At 45.9% G+C, this 18,062-nt stretch carries 7 protein-coding genes; 3 read left to right on the top strand and 4 right to left on the bottom strand.

The window, feature by feature from the left end:
* Positions 1-427 (top strand): universal stress protein (locus QUA45_RS09380; protein WP_333220421.1); only part of this gene is annotated, 427 nt, incomplete at its 5' end.
* A gap of 41 nt (positions 428-468) precedes the next feature.
* Here the strand turns inward: QUA45_RS09380 and QUA45_RS09375 are convergent.
* The 4 genes from QUA45_RS09375 to QUA45_RS09360 form a co-directional block, all read right to left on the bottom strand.
* Positions 469-1,743: a carbamoylphosphate synthase large subunit gene (locus QUA45_RS09375; RefSeq protein WP_333220419.1), complete on the bottom strand. Its 1,275-nt coding sequence runs from the start codon at positions 1,741-1,743 to the stop codon at positions 469-471.
* 217 nt (positions 1,744-1,960) lie between these two features.
* Positions 1,961-2,839 (bottom strand): isoaspartyl peptidase/L-asparaginase family protein, encoded by an 879-nt coding sequence (locus QUA45_RS09370; protein WP_333220418.1) that lies wholly within the window; start codon positions 2,837-2,839, stop codon positions 1,961-1,963.
* Between the two features lie 616 nt (positions 2,840-3,455).
* On the bottom strand, positions 3,456-4,088 hold the full coding sequence (locus QUA45_RS09365) for an alpha-ketoglutarate-dependent dioxygenase AlkB (protein WP_333220416.1): 633 nt from the start codon (positions 4,086-4,088) through the stop codon (positions 3,456-3,458).
* Positions 4,089-4,549: 461 nt separating this feature from the next.
* On the bottom strand, positions 4,550-10,315 hold the full coding sequence (locus QUA45_RS09360; protein ID WP_333220414.1) for an AAA family ATPase: 5,766 nt from the start codon (positions 10,313-10,315) through the stop codon (positions 4,550-4,552).
* Between the two features lie 566 nt (positions 10,316-10,881).
* On the opposite strand from QUA45_RS09360, the gene QUA45_RS09355 reads away from it, so the two are divergent.
* Positions 10,882-14,826 carry a CHAT domain-containing protein gene (locus QUA45_RS09355; RefSeq protein WP_333220447.1) on the top strand — a complete coding sequence of 1,315 codons (3,945 nt, stop codon included), beginning with the start codon at positions 10,882-10,884 and terminating at the stop codon, positions 14,824-14,826.
* 243 nt (positions 14,827-15,069) lie between these two features.
* A partial coding sequence (locus tag QUA45_RS09350) for a DUF4347 domain-containing protein (RefSeq protein WP_333220412.1) occupies positions 15,070-18,062 on the top strand: 2,993 nt, incomplete at its 3' end.

Below are 18,062 nucleotides of genomic sequence, written 5' to 3'. Positions count from 1 at the left end.
GGTATTGAATACTGTTTTGGTAGCGATCGACAATTCAGAGCTTGCAGAACGGGTTTTGCAAGTTGTAGGGCAATTTCAGCTAGAACCGACGGCAAAGGTGATTCTAGTTCATGTTGTGAGTTCTGGTACGTCGGATTTTGACGCGGTTGTCGATCGACCTCACGCTCAGGGAGTTGAGATTGCTTACCGAGAGGTGGAGAAGTTACTGCAATCTTATCAGGAAAAGTTGCCTTGCCAGAGCGATTTAGAAATTGTGTCCGGGGATCCAGCAGAGGAAATTTTGCGTTTGGCTAATATTTATAAAGCGGATTTAATTGCGATCGGCTGTCGGGGTTTGACTGGTTTAAAGCGGATTTTAGAGGGTTCGGTGAGTGCGGAGGTTGTCGCTGAAGCTCCTTGTTCGGTGTTGGTGGTGCGCGCCAAATGACCGGGAAAACCCCATAACGGCTGCAAGGGGTAGAGTAGATATCAACCAAATTTCTGGAATCCCTTACTGTGCAAGTTCTGCTCAATGTGCTGCATTTCCTCGATATCCTCAGCCGCAACTATCCCGTAAATTTCCGTGTAGATTTTCCCGTATTTAACCTTCTCTAAAGCCGACAGGATTATCAAGTCCTTGCGATCGAGTTCTGGTTTCAGGGTGACAAGAATGGATTCCAAAGTCCCGTCCATTCGGCAGTCACTGGAATATTTAGCCACCTCCTTTCCCCGCCCCAGTAAGGTATGGCGCTGTAAGCAAAGCGGAGTCGAGCCATTAACTCGGAAATTGGCATCAATAGCATACAACTGTCCCTCAGAGTCTTCCAGCACGTCGAAGCCAATAACGCCGAAATAACCCTGTTGGTGAGCATATTTACCAATAGCGGCAATCATCTCAAAAAACCTACTCATGTCGGTTTCGCGGTAGTGAATTAGTCCCCCTAAATAGCTGCCCTCTGGGGTGACAAGTTGGCTGGTAGTGCCGATAAGCGTGATATTTCCCGTTTTGCTTACATAGAACTGCACGCAATAGTTCTGCACTTCATTCTTGACGAATTCCGAGACAATAATCGTATCCAGCAACTTAATATCGAGATATTTCCTCACTTCCTGCAAGCAGTAGTTCAGATCGCTGGCGCTTTTGATAATATAAGTGCCTTCTCCAGAAAGTCCGTGGGATGTTTTAATCAAGTAGGGAAATTGCTCTGGTAACTGAATGCTTTCGAGATTGACTTCGTGCAGATTGTAGCTTTGGTATTTCGGACATTGCACCCCTAATTCTGCTAGCGTTGCTTTGCTGAGTAAGTGGTAGTGGATGTCGGGATGAACGGCGTGTTTTTCTGGTTTGAGATTGTCGAAGGGAAATAGAGTGAGGAGTTTGTCAAAGCGATCGCTTACGCTGAGATCTTCGAGATAAGTTGAGCAGTCTATCATCTCCATACTGCTGTTGCTGAAGCCCAAATGCTCCCGCCAATAGTCAATCAGCGAGTTCGGCGGCTGATTAATCACAATTCCTGGGATGGCATCGCCTAACACAGCCAGATTTTTCCAAGGTTCCTTCTGACCAATCTTGTCGAAAGAAGTTTTTGTGGCTTCACTGCTGCCGTCTTGAATAAAGTATTTTTTTCTGTTGGGATAAGCAGCCCAACTGGCAGTTGCAGGGTAATTTAGGATGAACCCATAACGTGCATCTGTGATGTCTGGAGCAAACAAATCGGAAAGAGAATTACCCTGAAAGTAATGAAAGTCGTATGTTGAGTTCATAGAAACATCCAAGTCGAGTTTGAATTCAACTGTTTTCCCCCCAAGTAAGTAGCTCGACATAATTAAACGTAGGGTGGGCATTGCCCGCCCTACTAATTGAAAGAGTGTTTATTGATGTCAAGCTACTTAATACCTAGGAAACAAGATATTAGTTGCGGAATTTTAACTCTCTCCAACTAGAGAGAATGCAACCTCAATAATTTCAACGATGGACGAGTTATTTTTTCTTAGTGAACACAGCCACCTTGTCCATTTCTGAGGTTCTATAAGCACAAGCCATGTCGGTTGAGTTATGCGCCCAGCCAACCCGCCCTTGAGGGTCTATGAGGATGCACCCAGCTTCTCCTGCTACCTTTGATGCCAGAGTCTCAATAGCCATCTGCGCTGCTTCCTCTGGGTGCTTGCCGGACGCTAGACTGTCGATCGCCGTCTTAGCCAGAACTACTGGTATAATCGACTCGCCATCCCCTGTGGTCGAGCAACCGCCCTGTTGACTGTCAGCAAACAAGCCTGAGCCGATAATGGCGCTGTCGCCGACGCGACCGGCGGGCTTATTCATAGTGCCGCCTGTTGAGGTACCGGCAACTAAGGTGCCACTACTATCCAAAGCTACACAACCAACGGTATTAGGGCGGTCAATAACTTCTTTTTCCTCCTCCCACTCTTCCTGTTGCTCATCGGCGATTAAGTCTTCTTTTGTACACATCTCGGCTCCAATTTCTGCAGCAAAATTTTCTGCATGATCCGCTACTAAGAACATGGGTTTTTTATCCATAATCTTTCGTGCCACAGAGATGGGATGGCACACGCCTTGAACATTTGCGAGGGCTCCCCAAGCTAATGAACCGCCTTCCATCATCGCTGCGTCTAGCTCTACCTCTCCCTTACTGTTGAGAACCGATCCAAAGCCTGCGTTAAATGTCTGGTCAGCTTCCAGAACCCGGATAGCTGCCTCAACTGCTTCTGCTGCGGTACCCCCGCTTGTGAGCACGGCCCAACCAGCTTCTGCGGCTGCGGTACAGCCTGCATTGTTGGCTGCAACCTTGTCTTCTGAGATGGTTTTTGCTCCACCGTGAACAATAATACTCAACACCATAAATTTCCTTTTTTTAATCTTAATACCTACTTAAAAATTTATTATTAGAATAATAAATTTTTAAGTAGTTTTTTATTCCTCATATTTTTATAGATTAGCGCTGTTGAATTTTGGTTTCTTCTATCTTCAGAGATAATTATTTTTGTCGAGCTTTGTGTTCCTTCCGACCTAGCTCTTGACGAATTATTAATAAACCTGTGACCAAAGTTATGTCAATAGTGTGAGGCAATTTGGCTTCGAGTTAGTTAGGAAAATTGAAAGATTTAGGGAGTAAAGATGGGGTAAAATTTAAGGCGATGCACTACACATTAACAGGCAAAAGGGGTAAACCGGAAGAATGAAACTTTGAGAGAAAATAAGTGCGATCGCGCTTCACACCACTCTGAGCCTTTCTGCTTACCCGCCAAAAACCCTCGCAGCGGCAACAAACTAGCCGTTTGACCCAAATTCAGCCGTAGCAGCGGCACTCCCGTGCGATTGCTAATTCGGGGGTACTGTTATTGCTGTGCGAAAATCGCTACTTTTAGTATTAACAAAAGTAACCATCTTTTTTTATTAAAACCGCAAGTAACAGCCGATAAACGCATAGGCAAATTACAAACTACCATTAATTCCTTTAGTTTACTTTCCTGAAAGTAAGGTTGATTCTTGGTTCAGTGACTTTGGGTGCTTTCGGGATTTGGTGTTGCCAAAAATGCTGGGTTACTCCTTGCATCAGCAGGAAGCTTCCGGGAGTTAATTGAATTTCTAACTTCGTTTCTTTTTGGTATTTGTGCCTGAGCATAAAACGACGAGTAGCCCCAAAACTTACAGAAGCGATCGCTGGGTTTTCACCAAGTTCTGATTCATCATCACTGTGCCAAGCTACACTATCTTTGCCGTCGCGATATAGATTAAGCAAAACGCTGTTAAACAATGTACCTGCTATTGCTTCTATCTTAGATTTGATTGTTATGAGTGTAGGTGTCCATAAATTAGGCTCCATTTTTATTTTGGAGTAAGTGTAAGATTTACCTGCATCTCCGTACCATGCGCTAAGTCGCGGTATAGCGACTTGCTTGCCAAAAAGCAGAGCCACCTCTTGCTTCCAATTAATAGTGCCGTACAATTCCGCAAATATCTCCTTGCTCTCATTGTTATTGAAGAAGTCGCGGTACATGATTATTTCGGCATCAGGCAGAGATAATTGCTGACCATGCTTCTGGCTTTCTGCTTTGGGTTCTTCCCACAATGAAAGTTGAGTATACATAAATCTGCTCGCTGATTACTTTTTCCTGAAATTTATAAATATACAGTTGTTGACACAAGCACTGCCCAGCTTTACCATTAATTATGTAAAGCTAATTTTAGCATTTTCACAAGACAAGGATAATTACTTTTTGTAACCTACATAAGTTTTTATGTGTTAACCAACCCAATCCTGAATCGTGATTTAAGACTTGGTTGGTGTCAATTAGCTATCTACTATGAATTGCTTTCAAATAATTAAATCTGTTCTTGATGAAGCTTATGTCCAAATTCCAGGAGATGAAGCTAAAAAGGATGAGGTAGTTAATGACGCACTAGAATACCTGCGAGGAGAATATCTTCAACTATCGCAGGAATGTAACATAGATTCTAGCGACCCGATGTTGACGGGGTTGTCACCCCGTCAAATGAAAATGAGGTCCCCCTCCAACAAGGTAGGGATCGAGCTTTGGACTTTTATGATTAATCTAAATCGTGTGACCTGTCTTTGATTTTTGTGCGATTTCTTAAAGTAGACTGACAGCGCTGCCAGTAAATTTTAGCGACGGCATCGCCCGGATTCTGATGCCAACACTCGGCAAACAGCCCCGCCGCTTTAGCTAACTTCCCTTCCGAGTACATTTCCAAAGCTTCGGCAAACAATTGCAGCGTAGCTAACTTGCCCTCTTTAATTTCTGGCGGATCGCAATCAAACACCTCATAAACCGTCACCGCTTCAGATTTTCCCTTGACTTTTACCGTATCGAGGGTGCGGATTGCGTACTGGGATAGATTTTCTAAACGCGAGTAAGTTGACTGGGTGATTAACAGCGACACCCCATAATTTTTGGTCAATCCCTCCACGCGAGAAGCTAAATTCACCGCATCGGAAATTACTGTGCCCTCCATGCGATTTTGACCTCCCACCGTTCCCAGCATCAAAGTTCCAGTATTAATTCCAATCCCAATCTGAATGGGGCCATAGCCAGAATTAGCGCGGTGGTGATTATATTCAACGAGGCGATCGATCATAGCAATTCCCGCTTTCACCGCATTATCAGCTTCCCCGCTAAACAGTGCCATAATCGCATCGCCAATATATTTATCAATAAACCCGTTATTTTCATTAATGACAGGTTCCATGCGAGAAAGATAAGAATTGATAAATTTGAAATTATCCTCCGGCGTCATAGTTTCCGAAAGCGTAGTGAAGTCGCGAATGTCGGAAAACAACACCGACATTTCTAACTGCACTTGGTCACCCAATTCCACATCAATGATGCTTGATTTTTCTAGAAAGTGAAGAAATTGATTGGGGACGAAGCGCTCGTAAGCTTTGTTTAGTTGGAACAGTTCATTGGTAAATCTTATTCGCTCAGTTTCGGCTTTTTTGCGCTCCGTGATATCTTGAAAAGCTACAATTGCATAAGAAATATTGTCATTTTCATCATAGATGGGAGTAGCCCAAGCCTCGATCGGAATAATCTTGTCACCTTGGTGAATTTCCATATCATCTACAGTGGCACTTTCGCCACTCAACGCCCGCGTAGTCGGCAATTGTGCAGAGGGATATTCCTGCTCTGTTCCCGCTTGATAGACTTGATAAACCTCTGGTATTTGCTCGCTGGTGACTTCAGGAATAACTCCTTTACCCAATAATTGAATAGCAGCGCGATTAATATAGTAAGGTTTGCCAGAAGCATCCAGCACTGTCACACCCACTGGAATTGCTTCTAAAAATTGAGTCAGTCTGTTCTCACTTTCGCGTACTTCTGTATAGAGTTTAGAATTTTGAATCGAGATAGCTGCTTGTCCCGATAACACTTTTAATAGTTCCACTCTTTCTGGTGTAAAAGCTCCGGCTGTCAGATTGTTTTCTAGGTAAACAATACTGACGACTTGAGATTGATTAATCAGTGGCACACATAAAATTGATTTGGGCTGATGCTTTTGGATGTAGGGGTCGTTGGTAAATTGTCCCTCTTGGACAGCATCATCTAGTACCACGCTTTCTTGAGTGCGGGCAACATAATTAACAATTGCGGAGGAAAGCTTTTGACTATTATCAACTGAGATTGACTGCAACACGGTGACTTGTTGGGAATTTATTGTGCCTATCGCACTATCGTGCGACGCTTCGCTAACAGCTTCAATGAACAGTTTTCCCCTGCTTAATAAAATTAGATATCCTCTTTGCGCGCCTGCACTTTCCATCAAAATTTCCATCAAGCTAGACATTAGCTTATCTAGCATAATTTCCCCGGAAATCGCCTGAGAAGCTTTCATTACTGTGGTGATATCTAAGTTAGAACCAGAACCAGTGGTGGTCACGGATGCTGTAGTTTTAGTTGTTTTTCTTCCCGGTTGGATTGGCGCCAGTAACTGGGGATATCGCGTTTCTAAATCAGTTACCTTAGCAGTGGCTCCCCATTGAACATAGCAATAATATGCCTCAATCATGTATGTTTGAGCAATTTTTTCTTTGCCCCATTCCCCGTAGAATTTGGCGGCGAGTTCGTTAGCAAGGGCTTCTTCGTTGAGAAATTGATTTTCTTTGGCTCCAGCAATGGCGCGATCGTACATTTCAATCGCCTCAGCTTTATTGCCCAAAACGCGATGTTTTTCTGCCTCAACTAAATACCATTTATGCAGATAATTCATGGGAGCATTTTGCGCCCACTGTTGCAGAGTAGTTTGATGGATTTCCACTAAGTCTAGAATTTCAGCTTGCTCGGTTTCTAGCTGTGTGGAGAAGAGTGCCAAGTGCGTCAGAGCTGCATAGAGATGAAAAATGGGAACATGAATCAATCCCGATAATGCCATCAAATACGGCTTGACTTGGCAAATATGGTTTAAGGCAGCCGTGTAATTACCCCAGGAGTAAGCAAGCAGCAGTTTTTTGATGTAAGCCATGGCGATCGCTGTCAGGTCATTGTTCTGATGGTGCTTAGGAATCATCACCGCTTCATCGTAGGCTTCGCCGATTAAGCAATCCGAAAGAATACGGGCTTCCCTCAAGTTCCACACCATCTGCTGCGTCATATCCAACAAACCCTGGGCAGAATATTGCTTCACCTGAGCCAAGGCAGCGCTGTAACTTACTATTTCTGTTTCCCAAGTGTCTAGTTCTACCCCAGCGAAGAAATGGGCATAAAAGTAACCAGTTATGTTATAGCCAGCGTATAGAAAGTCGCCAGTTTCCATGCCAGCCGTATAGCCATCTTTGCTCGTCGGTATCGTTGCCAATATAGATTCTTGGCGAGGCTGAATACAGGTTCCAAACATAAGTAGAATTATGGACTTGAATTCGGGCACCTTGAAGCGATCTAGCAATGAGAGTGCCAATTTACCAAAGCCATAGCCCGTTTCTACATCTCCCAAAAAGCCACACAATACCATGCCGTGAATCGCATACCCCACCGTCGATGCGGGTGCATTCCCAAATTGGAGCGATAAACTCACCATCGTAGAGCTCAGTAGGGGCAGCAAACCGGGCATTGCCTGGAAAATGGGTGTAAGCAACCTTCCTAACAGTTGCATAGCTGCCTGAGTCTGTGGATTTGTCATTACAGGCAGGTCAACCAGTTCTTCTATTTGTCGGCCACGTAGTTGGTGGGCAAGGCTCTGTAGCGCTTTGCCAATCAAGGCTTCGTCAGGTTCGGTGGGGAGTTCAACCCCCAATTGCAAGAGTGCATCTCTTGCTACTGCGATCGTCTCCAACATCTTGCTCTGCGCTGTCTGGGCGACGATTGAAATTTCGTAAATTTTAACTTTGTCTAAAATCGTCTGAGCATTCTGCAATACCTGTGCTGCCATCTGTTCCATGCCTTCAAGGTCAGCATTCAAATAGGCGGCTTCGGCAGCCGCAATATAGAGATTCAGGGTCAACTCATACTGAGTTTGCCAGCAGTTGGCCCTCAGTAGCTCAATCCCTGTTTGCAGATAGGCCATTGCGGCTGCGTAGGCGGTAGAACTTCTTGCCTTACCTCCCGCTTCTAAGTTTAGTTTGGCTAAGGCTTCTCGTTCGCTTAATTCATTGATTAACTCAATTCCTTGATTTAAATGCCCCACAATATCCAATAGTTTTTCCTCTCTTTCTATGTCCGAATATTTTTGTAGGAGTAACTGTCCAATTTTGAGGTGAGTGGCTTGTTTTTTGTTGTCGGGTATTAGGGAATAAGCTGCTTGCTGGACGCGATCGTGCAGGAAATTATAAGTGGGATTAGTAACAGACAGATTCGGGGATTGAGTATCTGCTTGAATAAAGTTATAGCGTTCTGAAATTACTAAAAGGAGTCCTTCTTGCAATGGTTTCCACAGTGCTGATGCCGTTTGTTCTGGTAATTCTTGGCTGACTACTGCCAATGTTTCTAAATCGAACTGTGCCCCAATACAAGCCGCCAATTTTAGTACATCCTGAGTTTTGGCAGGCAACTTCTGCAATTGCGCCGCCATAAACTCCACCACATCCGAGGCATGGGTAAGTCTAGCTTGGGCAATATCGCACTGCCAATGCCGTACATTCCAGTCAAAAATAATTTGACCATCTTCATGCAACGCCTTGAGGAATTGAGTCGAGAAAAAGGGATTACCTTGGGTTTTTTGATAAACCAATTCTGTCAAAGGTTGAGCAAAAGATAAATCGCAAATCAGCGTATCTGCTACCAACTGATTGAGATCTGCTAAACTCAACGGTTGCAAGGTAATAGTATTCACCACTGCCCCAGACTTCACAATCTCATCCACAGTCAACATAAACGGATGAGCCTGTGATACCTCATTATCCCGATAAGCACCCAATACTAACAGATGCCCCGTATCTTCCATCAATAGCTGTAATAACTTCAAAGATGCTGAATCTGCCCACTGCAAATCGTCCAGAAACATCACTAAGGGATGTTCTGCTTGGGTAAATACTTGCACAAATTTCTGCATCAGCAGATTGAAGCGATTTTGGGCGGCACTCCCCGACAACTCTAGTGCAGGACTTTGAGCGCCAATGATGTGTTCTAATTCAGGAATTACGTCAATTAAGACTTGCCCGCTCTCGCCTACTGCGGTGAGAATCAGGGTTTTCCATCTGTGTAACTGAGCGTCACTTTCTGATAATAACTGTCCCATCAATTCCCGAAATGCTTGCACAAATGCACTGAAAGGAATATTGCGTTGAAATTGGTTGTATTTGCCTTTAATAAAATAGCCACGCTGTCGGGCGATCGGCTTGTGAACTTCGTTCACGACGGCGGTTTTACCAATTCCAGAAAAGCCAGCCACCAGCATCATTTCGGCGCTACCTGTACTGACTCGCTCAAAGGCTGCTAATAGATTAGAAACTTCAGTTTTCCGGCCGTATAACTTTTCGGGAATCAGGAAACGGTCTATAATATCCCGCGTTCCCAAGGCAAACGTCTCAATATTACCTGTTGCTTGTAATTGAAAAAGACAAGTTTCTAAATCCTGCTTGATTCCCAATGCCGTTTGATAGCGGTTTTCCGCATTCTTTGCCATCAATTTATTGACAATTTGCGAGACAATTAGGGGGATTACTGGCTCGATTTCGTGCGGAGGAACTGGCTGTCTAGCAATGTGACAGTGAACTAGCTCTAAAGCGTCTTCTGTATCAAAAGGCAGTTTTCCTGTCAGCAATTCGTAGAAGGTGGCGCCAAGCGAGTAAAAGTCAGTACGGTAATCTAGAGTGCGATTCATCCTGCCAGTTTGTTCCGGCGAAATGTAAGCGAGAGTTCCTTCAATAACGTTGGGGTTTTTCAGTATCGGTGTTTCTCTGGTTAGCTGAGTGGAAATGCCAAAGTCAATAATTTTTAATTGTTCCGTTTCCGGGTTGTAAACAATATTCGAGGGGTTAATATCTTTGTGGATGATGTTTGCGCTGTGAATTTGCCCTAATGCTTCCGTGGTGGCGATCGCAAGGAGCAAAAATTCCTCCAGAGTAAATTTTCGTTGCTGCATCCAAACTTTCAAGGATTCGCCGCCAAAGTCCTCCACAAACATCACGAGGCTGTTTTGGTATTTTTGCAAGTCATAAACCTGCACGACTCCTGGCTCTTTTAGCTCTTGGGTGATGCGGTATTCGGTGCGATAGCGCACTAATTCTTGAGGTGTGGGGTAGCTTTCTTTGAGTAGTTTGAGGATGATTGGTTGGTTATCTGCTTCCCGAATGGCCCGGTAAACCAGAGAGTTGGCACTTTCATAGAGAAGTGTCTGGGCGGCAACGCCTGCTATAGAGAGCATATTGATTTTTATGGTAAAAATTAACGCGCAGTCAAAATGCACCAGCTTTGTGTAGAGAATAGCGCGTTAGAAAGGCAAAAAAAAGGTTTGTTAACAAATGTTTAGTTTTTAGGTTAACAGCCTGCAAATACTTTGTAGTTGCCCCGATCGCGATCGCCTAATTTGTAGAGTGCCTCAACAGTCGATCGCACTTTTTCTGTCATTTTCAGCCCACATTACGCAGCCTGGGGTATCACATAGCTAAATTACGCAGAAAACTCTATTTTTAAAATAATAAATTATGGCTTTAAAATGTTTTTTATCAGTCAATGTACGGTATAAAGCTATAAATTATAGCTTTATTGCTGGCTAAAAATAAGTAAAAACCGATTGTGACAGTTGAGCGTGCAGAATGTGGGTTTCAGGTATAGCAACCGCCCTGATGGTGACGACGTTCTTAATCGCTAAGTCTGCGCCGCAGTTGACCGCACTGAGCAGGTAATACCTTAAAGTTATAATTGTCAGATACGTGCTCTGCCAGCTCAAAGCTAATGAAACTAGCCTTCTTTTCTATACAGGGTGCTGCAATGCTAGCGATCGCAGCCACTATTTTGAGTACAGCAGTGGGACAAGGACAACCCATTGTTCCCGCACCCGATGGCACTGGCACTACTGTCACGCCTGACAACGGCGAGCGCTTGAATATTACAGGCGGTCAAACTTCGAGAGATGGAGCGAATCTTTTCCACAGTTTTCAAGAGTTTGGACTTACCGAAGGACAGATTGCTAATTTTATCTCTAATCCCGCTATTCGGAACATTCTGGGTCGGGTAGTAGGCGGGAATCCTTCTATTATTAATGGTTTAATTCAAGTTAGTGGCGGCAATTCCAACCTGTTTTTAATAAATCCTTCGGGCATTATCTTTGGTTCTAATGCTAGCTTGAATCTTCCGGCGGCTTTTACGGCTACTACTGCTACTAACATCGGTTTTGATTCTGGTTTGTTTAATGGGGCTGGAGCGAACGATTACAGTTCGCTGATAGGGACTCCGAACACTTTTTACTTTAATCTCAGCCAACCGGGAAGTATCCTCAATGCAGGTAATTTAGGTGTTTTGCCGGAACAAAGTATAAGTTTAATTGGCGGCACAGTTGTCAACACTGGTTCCCTCAATGCTCCCCAAGGTAATATTATTGTCGCTGCTGTTCCCGGTGAGAATGCTGTTCGGATTAGTCAAGAAGGGCATTTATTAAGTTTAGAAATAGGAGCTGTTGACGGGGGATTGTTGGCAGAGAATGGGCAATTATCTCTGCCTTTGTCTATTCCGCAATTGCTTGCGGGCGCAGGTAGGAACTCTGCTACTGGTATTTCCGTTAACGGTGCAGGAGAAGTGGTTTTGACTGCGGGTTTGAGGGTGGAAAGCGGGGATGTGGCGATCGCTAGTTCTACTGTTAATAGTCAGAATGCTACACTCTCGGCAGCACGTAACCTCACTTTGGTAGAAAGCCAGCTATTTACTGAGAACAACTTGTATCTGTTGGCAGGAGATACGGTGCGGGTGAGGGATGGCAGTTATCCTTTCAGGGCGATCGCGGGTGGCAATCTTACTATACAAGGTAATCAAAATATTGATATCTTCGCGCTAAATTACCCTAACCCTGCATTCCAATCCGCAGGGGATATCACATTATTGAGCAATGGCAATGTTTCGGGTGATGCTCACTTCGCTGCGGGAGGTAATGTAAGTATTCTCACATTGTCTGGCAACGGTGGCAGTTTTTTGAGTTTGTACGACCCGATTATTAGCTCCGAGGGAGATGTGAGATTTGGGGATTATACTGGAACCTCACTTAAGGTAGAAGCAAAAGGCGCGATCGCGGCGGGAGATATTACTATCACTGGGCCAGATACTACTTTGTCAGGTTCCGCCGATCCAGATGGGGCAGTGCTTTCAGGTAGTGCAGCTTTAATTTTGCGATCGGGCGTTTCGACTCTGGCGAATCCTGCGAATCTGCCGCCGAATGTCACCGCAGGGGAGACATTTTTTGCTTCACAGGGTGTTGCTTCGGGCAATAGCATCGGAGTGGGAGCGATTTCGACAGCAGGCGGGCCTGTGATTTTGGAGTCGGGAGGGGACATTGGCCTGGATGCGATCGCAACTTCTGGCGGTAATATTACTCTCAAAGCTGCCAGCGATATCGCCGTTACAGGCACTCTTCAGTCTACTGGCGGCAGTATTGACCTCACGGCTGGCAATCTTCTGACAGTCAGCGGCACTTTTACAGATAGTAACAATGTAAATGCGAGCATTTCCAGCGCTAATGGCACAAGTGGCGGCGCGATCGCGATCCGACACGCAGGGGGCACTACTACACCTTTTATTGTCGGCGATGCGACAACGAATGGGACGGCGGGAGCCATTACATCAGGTTCCGAGACAATTTCGCCACTGTTTGCGGTGGCGGTGCCGCCCAGCAGTTACACTCAGGGCAATATTGCGATCGTTACTTCTGCACCATCTCCAACGCCGGAACCGACACCATCGCCTACACCGGAACCAACACCATCTCCAACGCCGGAACCAACACCATCTCCAACGCCGGAACCGACACCATCTCCAACGCCGGAACCAACACCATCTCCAACGCCGGAACCAACACCATCTCCAACGCCGGAACCGACCCCATCTCCAACGCCGGAACCAACACCATCTCCAACCCCACAACCAACGGCATCTCCAACCCCACAACCAACGGCATCTCCAACCCCACAACCAACGGCATCCCCATCACCTGCGCCATCTTTAATACCAGAACCAACGCCATCACCCGCGCCATCTTTAATACCAGAACCAACGCCATCACCCGCGCCATCTTTAATATCAGAACCAACGCCATCACCCGCGCCATCTTTAATACCAGAACCAACGCCATCACCTGCGCCATTTTTAATACCAGAACCAACGCCATCACTTGCGCCATTTTTAATACCAGAACCAACGCCATCACCTGCGCCAATTCCACAAGCAATACCGTCTCCGATATTAGTTGTGCCCTCCATTGCGCCTGAAAGGCTAGCCCCGATGCCATTACCTACTCCGACACCAACTTTATCTCCGTCTCTTGATGCCACCTTCCCCTTACCGGATATTTCAATTACCAATGCGATCGCCCAATCTGGCAACCTGAATAGCATTAATAGAATTGAATCTCTTTTTAACTACAGATCCGATTGGGTAAGCGAAGTTGTCCAAACGGCATCGCCTCTAAGTAGAGTTAGCCTTAGCGATATCACACGACTGATCGATAGAGGTGATATCCCACAAGCCAGTTTCTTTATCGATATCTTCTACAGTGAACAAGTTGGATCATACATTAACCAGCAAATCAGGCGGGATTTGCAATCTTTTACGGCCATACAGCAAAGAATTAGAGCGATCGCTAGCCAAACTGGTAAAAAACCAGCCATTATCTACACCTTAGCTCGCCCTGAACAATTAGACCTGATCATCGTTCCCCCTACAGGCATCCCAATTCACAAAAGCATCCCCGCCGCCCGGCGCGAAACTCTGATGCAAGTCGTCGCCAATTTCAGATTGGAACTCCTTAGTCCCAGCAAAATCAATACTCAGAGCTATTTGCCAGCATCCCAACAACTTTACCAGTGGATAATTGCTCCCTTGGAAGCTGATTTGAAAGCTGAGGGCATCGACACCCTAGTTTTTAGTATGGATGCGGGGTTGCGATCGCTCCCCTTAGCCGCCCTCCATGACGGTTCTCAATTTCTAGTAGAAAAGTACAGCATCGGACTCATTCCCAGCGTCAACTTAACCGATACTAGCTATGAAAGTGTTAAAAATGCTGAAGTTTTAGCAATGGGAGCCTCACAATTTACCAATAACGAACCCTTGCTAGCAGTGCCTGCTGAACTTAATGCTATTGCCTCCGAATGGAAAGGCGAATCTTTCCTCAACCAAACCTTTACTCTCAATAATCTGAGGTCGCAACGCACCGCCCAAGCCTTTCGGATTATTCACCTCGCTACTCACGGATATTTTAAGTCAGGATCACCGAGTAATTCTTACATTCAGTTATCAGATAGCAGGCTAACACTCGATCGCGTGCGCGAACTAGGGTGGAATCAACCACCTAAAGTTGAGCTATTGGTGTTGAGCGCTTGTAAAACTGCTGTGGGTGATGACGACACCGAATTAGGTTTTGCGGGGTTAGCTGTGCAAGCGGGGGTGAAGTCGGTTTTGGCGAGTCTTTGGTCTGTCAGCGATGAAGGTACTTTAGGGTTAATGGCTGAATTTTACCATCACTTGAAAGTTGCGCCGATTAAAGCTGAAGCTTTGCGACAGGCTCAAATTGCTATGATCAAAGGTCAAGTTCGCATTGAAAATGGTCGTTTAATTTTGTCAAACTCAAATAAGGATTTAGAATTGCCGCCAGAATTAGCTAAACTGGGTAATGAAAATCTCTCCCATCCTTATTATTGGTCGGGCTTTACGATGATTGGGAGTCCTTGGTAATGTCATTTTGAGGGAAGCGGAGCAATCCCCACACCTGGCGATTGCTTCCTTCTTCCCAATGACACAAAATTGCTTTGTGCCTCCTAATGACATAGTAGTAAGTGCATAAATACTAACAAAGTCATTGCAAGCGAAGCGAAGCAATCGTAATGAATTTAGGCATGACTCACAATCATATTCTAGTAAGTGCATAAGTGCTATTTGACTGATAAATATAAACTTTGAAAAGTAAGATATTGAATAATGATACAGCACAAATTGGTTTCAACTATAGTTTTTATTGACCCAAATGTTGAAGATTACCAGAGTTTAACTAGCGACGTTTCTCCAAATGCTGAAGTAATTATTCTAGATGAAACGCGGGATGGCATTGAGCAAATTACCGAAAGGCTAGCAATTGAACAAAATATAGAAGCAATACATATTATCTCTCACGGCAGTCCAGGTGCGGTACATCTCGGTGCAAATACACTCAACAGCAGCAATATAGAAAGTTTCGAGCCTCAACTCAAACAGTGGCGCAAAGCATTAATTCCCGGTGCCGATATTCTCATTTATGGGTGTAATGTCGCCGCCGATGTATCGGTGAAAATTGACAGCCCCGACATTCCCCACATTCACCACATCCGCCAGGGGTTAAAACCCCTGTCTCATAGCTTAAGTCGGTTGAAACCGACCCAAGACAATCAAGACAATTCATTTATTCAGTCCTCGATCGAGGACTTTCGCGATCGGACGGGGGTTTTAACTCCCGACGGGACTGGTGTTAAACCGACTGGTGTTAAGCCGACAAAACCTAACCAATTCCTCCAACGCCTGAGTGAATTAACTGGTGCTGACATCGCCGCCTCTGCCAACCTTACCGGCAATGCCAAACTAGGCGGAGATTGGGAACTAGAAGTACAAATCGGCTCGATCAAAGCAACCCCCCTTAAGGCTTTAGCCTACAGCCACACCCTAGCAGCGACCGCTAACCCCGACAACAAAACTATCTCCGTCAACTCGCCCCAAATTAGCATAGACACCCTCGCCAACGACACGGGCAGCAGTCGCGTTTCAGTGCAAAGCATCACCACTGCGCCTACTAATGGTACCGCCACCATCAACGACTGGATTTATGCGGGTGGCGCTTTCAGCACTGTTAACGGCACAGCTCGCAACCGCATTGCCCGGTTGAATAGCGATGGGAGTCTGGATAGCACTTTTAACCCCAATGCGAATGGTAATGTGTTCGCGATCGCCCTAGACAGCAGTGGCAGCCCCATAGTCGGCGGCGATTTCACTACCATCGGTGGCAGTACCCGCAACTATATCGCCAAATTAGACCCCACAACAGGTGTCGCCGATGCCACCTTTAACCCCAATGCGATTTTTGATGTCTATGCGATCGCCCTAGACAGCAGCGGCAACCCCATAGTCGGCGGCCAATTCACCACCATCGGTGGCAGTCCCCGCAGCCGTATTGCCAAATTAGACCCCAGCACAGGTGTTGCCGATGCTACCTTCAACCCGAATGCGAATCTTGATGTCAGAGCGATCGCCCTAGACAGCAGCGGCAACCCCATAGTCGGCGGCGCTTTCACCACTATCGGTGGCAGTACTGGCAACTATATCGCCAAATTAGACCCCACCACAGGTGTCGCCGATGCCACCTTCAACCCGAATGCGGATAATACTGTCTTTGCGATCGCCCTAGACAGCAGTGGCAACCCCATAGTGGGAGGCTTTTTCAGCACCATCGGTGGCAGTACCCGCAACTATATCGCCAAATTAAACCCCACAACTGGTGTCGCCGATCTCACCTTTAACCCCAATGCGGATAATTTGGTCTTAGAGATCGCCCTAGACAGCAGCGGTAACCCCATAGTGGGCGGCAATTTCACTACCATCGGTGGCAGTACCCGCAACTATATCGCCAAATTAGACCCCACCACAGGTGTCGCCGATGCCACCTTTAACCCCAACGCCAGTAATAATGTCAGAGCGATCGCCCTTGACAAAGGACGCAACATCTACTACACCCCCAACGCCGAATTCAACGGTATAGACACCTTTCAATACACCGCCACCGACGGCACCGCCTCCACACCCACCACCGTCAGCGTTTTAGTCAACGACTCCCCCACCCTCGATAATTCCGGCAACCCCACTCTCAACGCCCAAAACCAAAACGACAGCGCCAGCACAGGTACATTAATTAGCACCATCATCGCCAACCTCGGCGGTAAAAAAATCGCCGATCCCAATGTCAGCGCCTTACAAGGTATTGCCATCACCAACCTCGACACGACTAACGGCACTTGGCAATACACCACCGACGGCACTACCTGGAATAACGCCCCAGCCGTTTCGGCCACCAACGCCTTACTATTAGCTAGTAATGCCAACACCAGCCTCCGATTTGTTCCAAATACAAGTTATAACGGCACTCTCACCAACGCCATCGCCTTTGCCGCGTGGGATCAAATTACTGGTACTAACGGCGGTGTAGCCGATTACACTACAGACAGAACAAATAACACTACTTCCAGTGTTTTCAGTAGCGATACTGAAACTGCCGATATTGCAATTAATCCCGTTCCCACTGTTACCAGTGTCAGCGCCACCACGCCTGACGGGACTTACGGTATTGATACATCCATTGATATCACCGTTCAATTCTCTCAAATAGTTAACGTCACGGGTACGCCGAAACTTAGTTTAGCAGGTGTAACTCCTGTTGCGAATTACCTCTCAGGCAGCGGTAGCAACACTTTAATATTTCGGTATACAGTCGCAGCAGGCGATAGCAATCCTGACTTAGACTATGTTTCGACAACTGCTTTATCTCTGAGTGGGGGTACTCTTAAGAATGCTGCCAATGGTGATGCTATTTTAAGCTTGCCAACTCCGGGTCTAGTGAATTCTTTGGGCGCTTCTAAAGCAATAGCAATAGATGGAATTGTCCCGACTGTTACCATTACTCCTATTGCTGATATTACGACAGCAGGCGGTACAACGCAGACTTTTAATGTTACTTTCAGCGACAATAATGGAGTTGATATTACCAGTTTAGATAGTTCTGACCTAGTAGTAAACTGGTCAGGCGGTACAATTCCCGCTGCATTTTTCAGCGTCGATACTAACAGTAACGGCACACCTCGCATCGCTACTTATTCGCTGACTCCGCCTGGGGGAAGTTGGGATGATACAGATAATGGCAGTTACGCTGTTAATTTGCAAGCATCGCAAGTAAA

Origin of the sequence: Microcoleus sp. Pol12A5 (assembly GCF_036701435.1) — a bacterium.
GTDB lineage: Bacteria > Cyanobacteriota > Cyanobacteriia > Cyanobacteriales > Microcoleaceae > Microcoleus.
Note: the sequence above shows the minus strand (reverse complement) of the source record. Positions and strands in the feature narration are given on the sequence as shown.

Bases quoted from the DNA above. Each gene is read 5' to 3' on its own strand.
- QUA45_RS09365 (WP_333220416.1), bottom strand. From the start codon at position 4,088: ATGTATACTCAACTTTCATTGTGGGAAGAACCCAAAGCAGAAAGCCAG.
- QUA45_RS09355 (WP_333220447.1), top strand. From the start codon at position 10,882: ATGCTAGCGATCGCAGCCACTATTTTGAGTACAGCAGTGGGACAAGGA.
- QUA45_RS09360 (WP_333220414.1), bottom strand. From the start codon at position 10,315: ATGCTCTCTATAGCAGGCGTTGCCGCCCAGACACTTCTCTATGAAAGT.
- QUA45_RS09375 (WP_333220419.1), bottom strand. From the start codon at position 1,743: ATGAACTCAACATACGACTTTCATTACTTTCAGGGTAATTCTCTTTCC.
- QUA45_RS09370 (WP_333220418.1), bottom strand. From the start codon at position 2,839: ATGGTGTTGAGTATTATTGTTCACGGTGGAGCAAAAACCATCTCAGAA.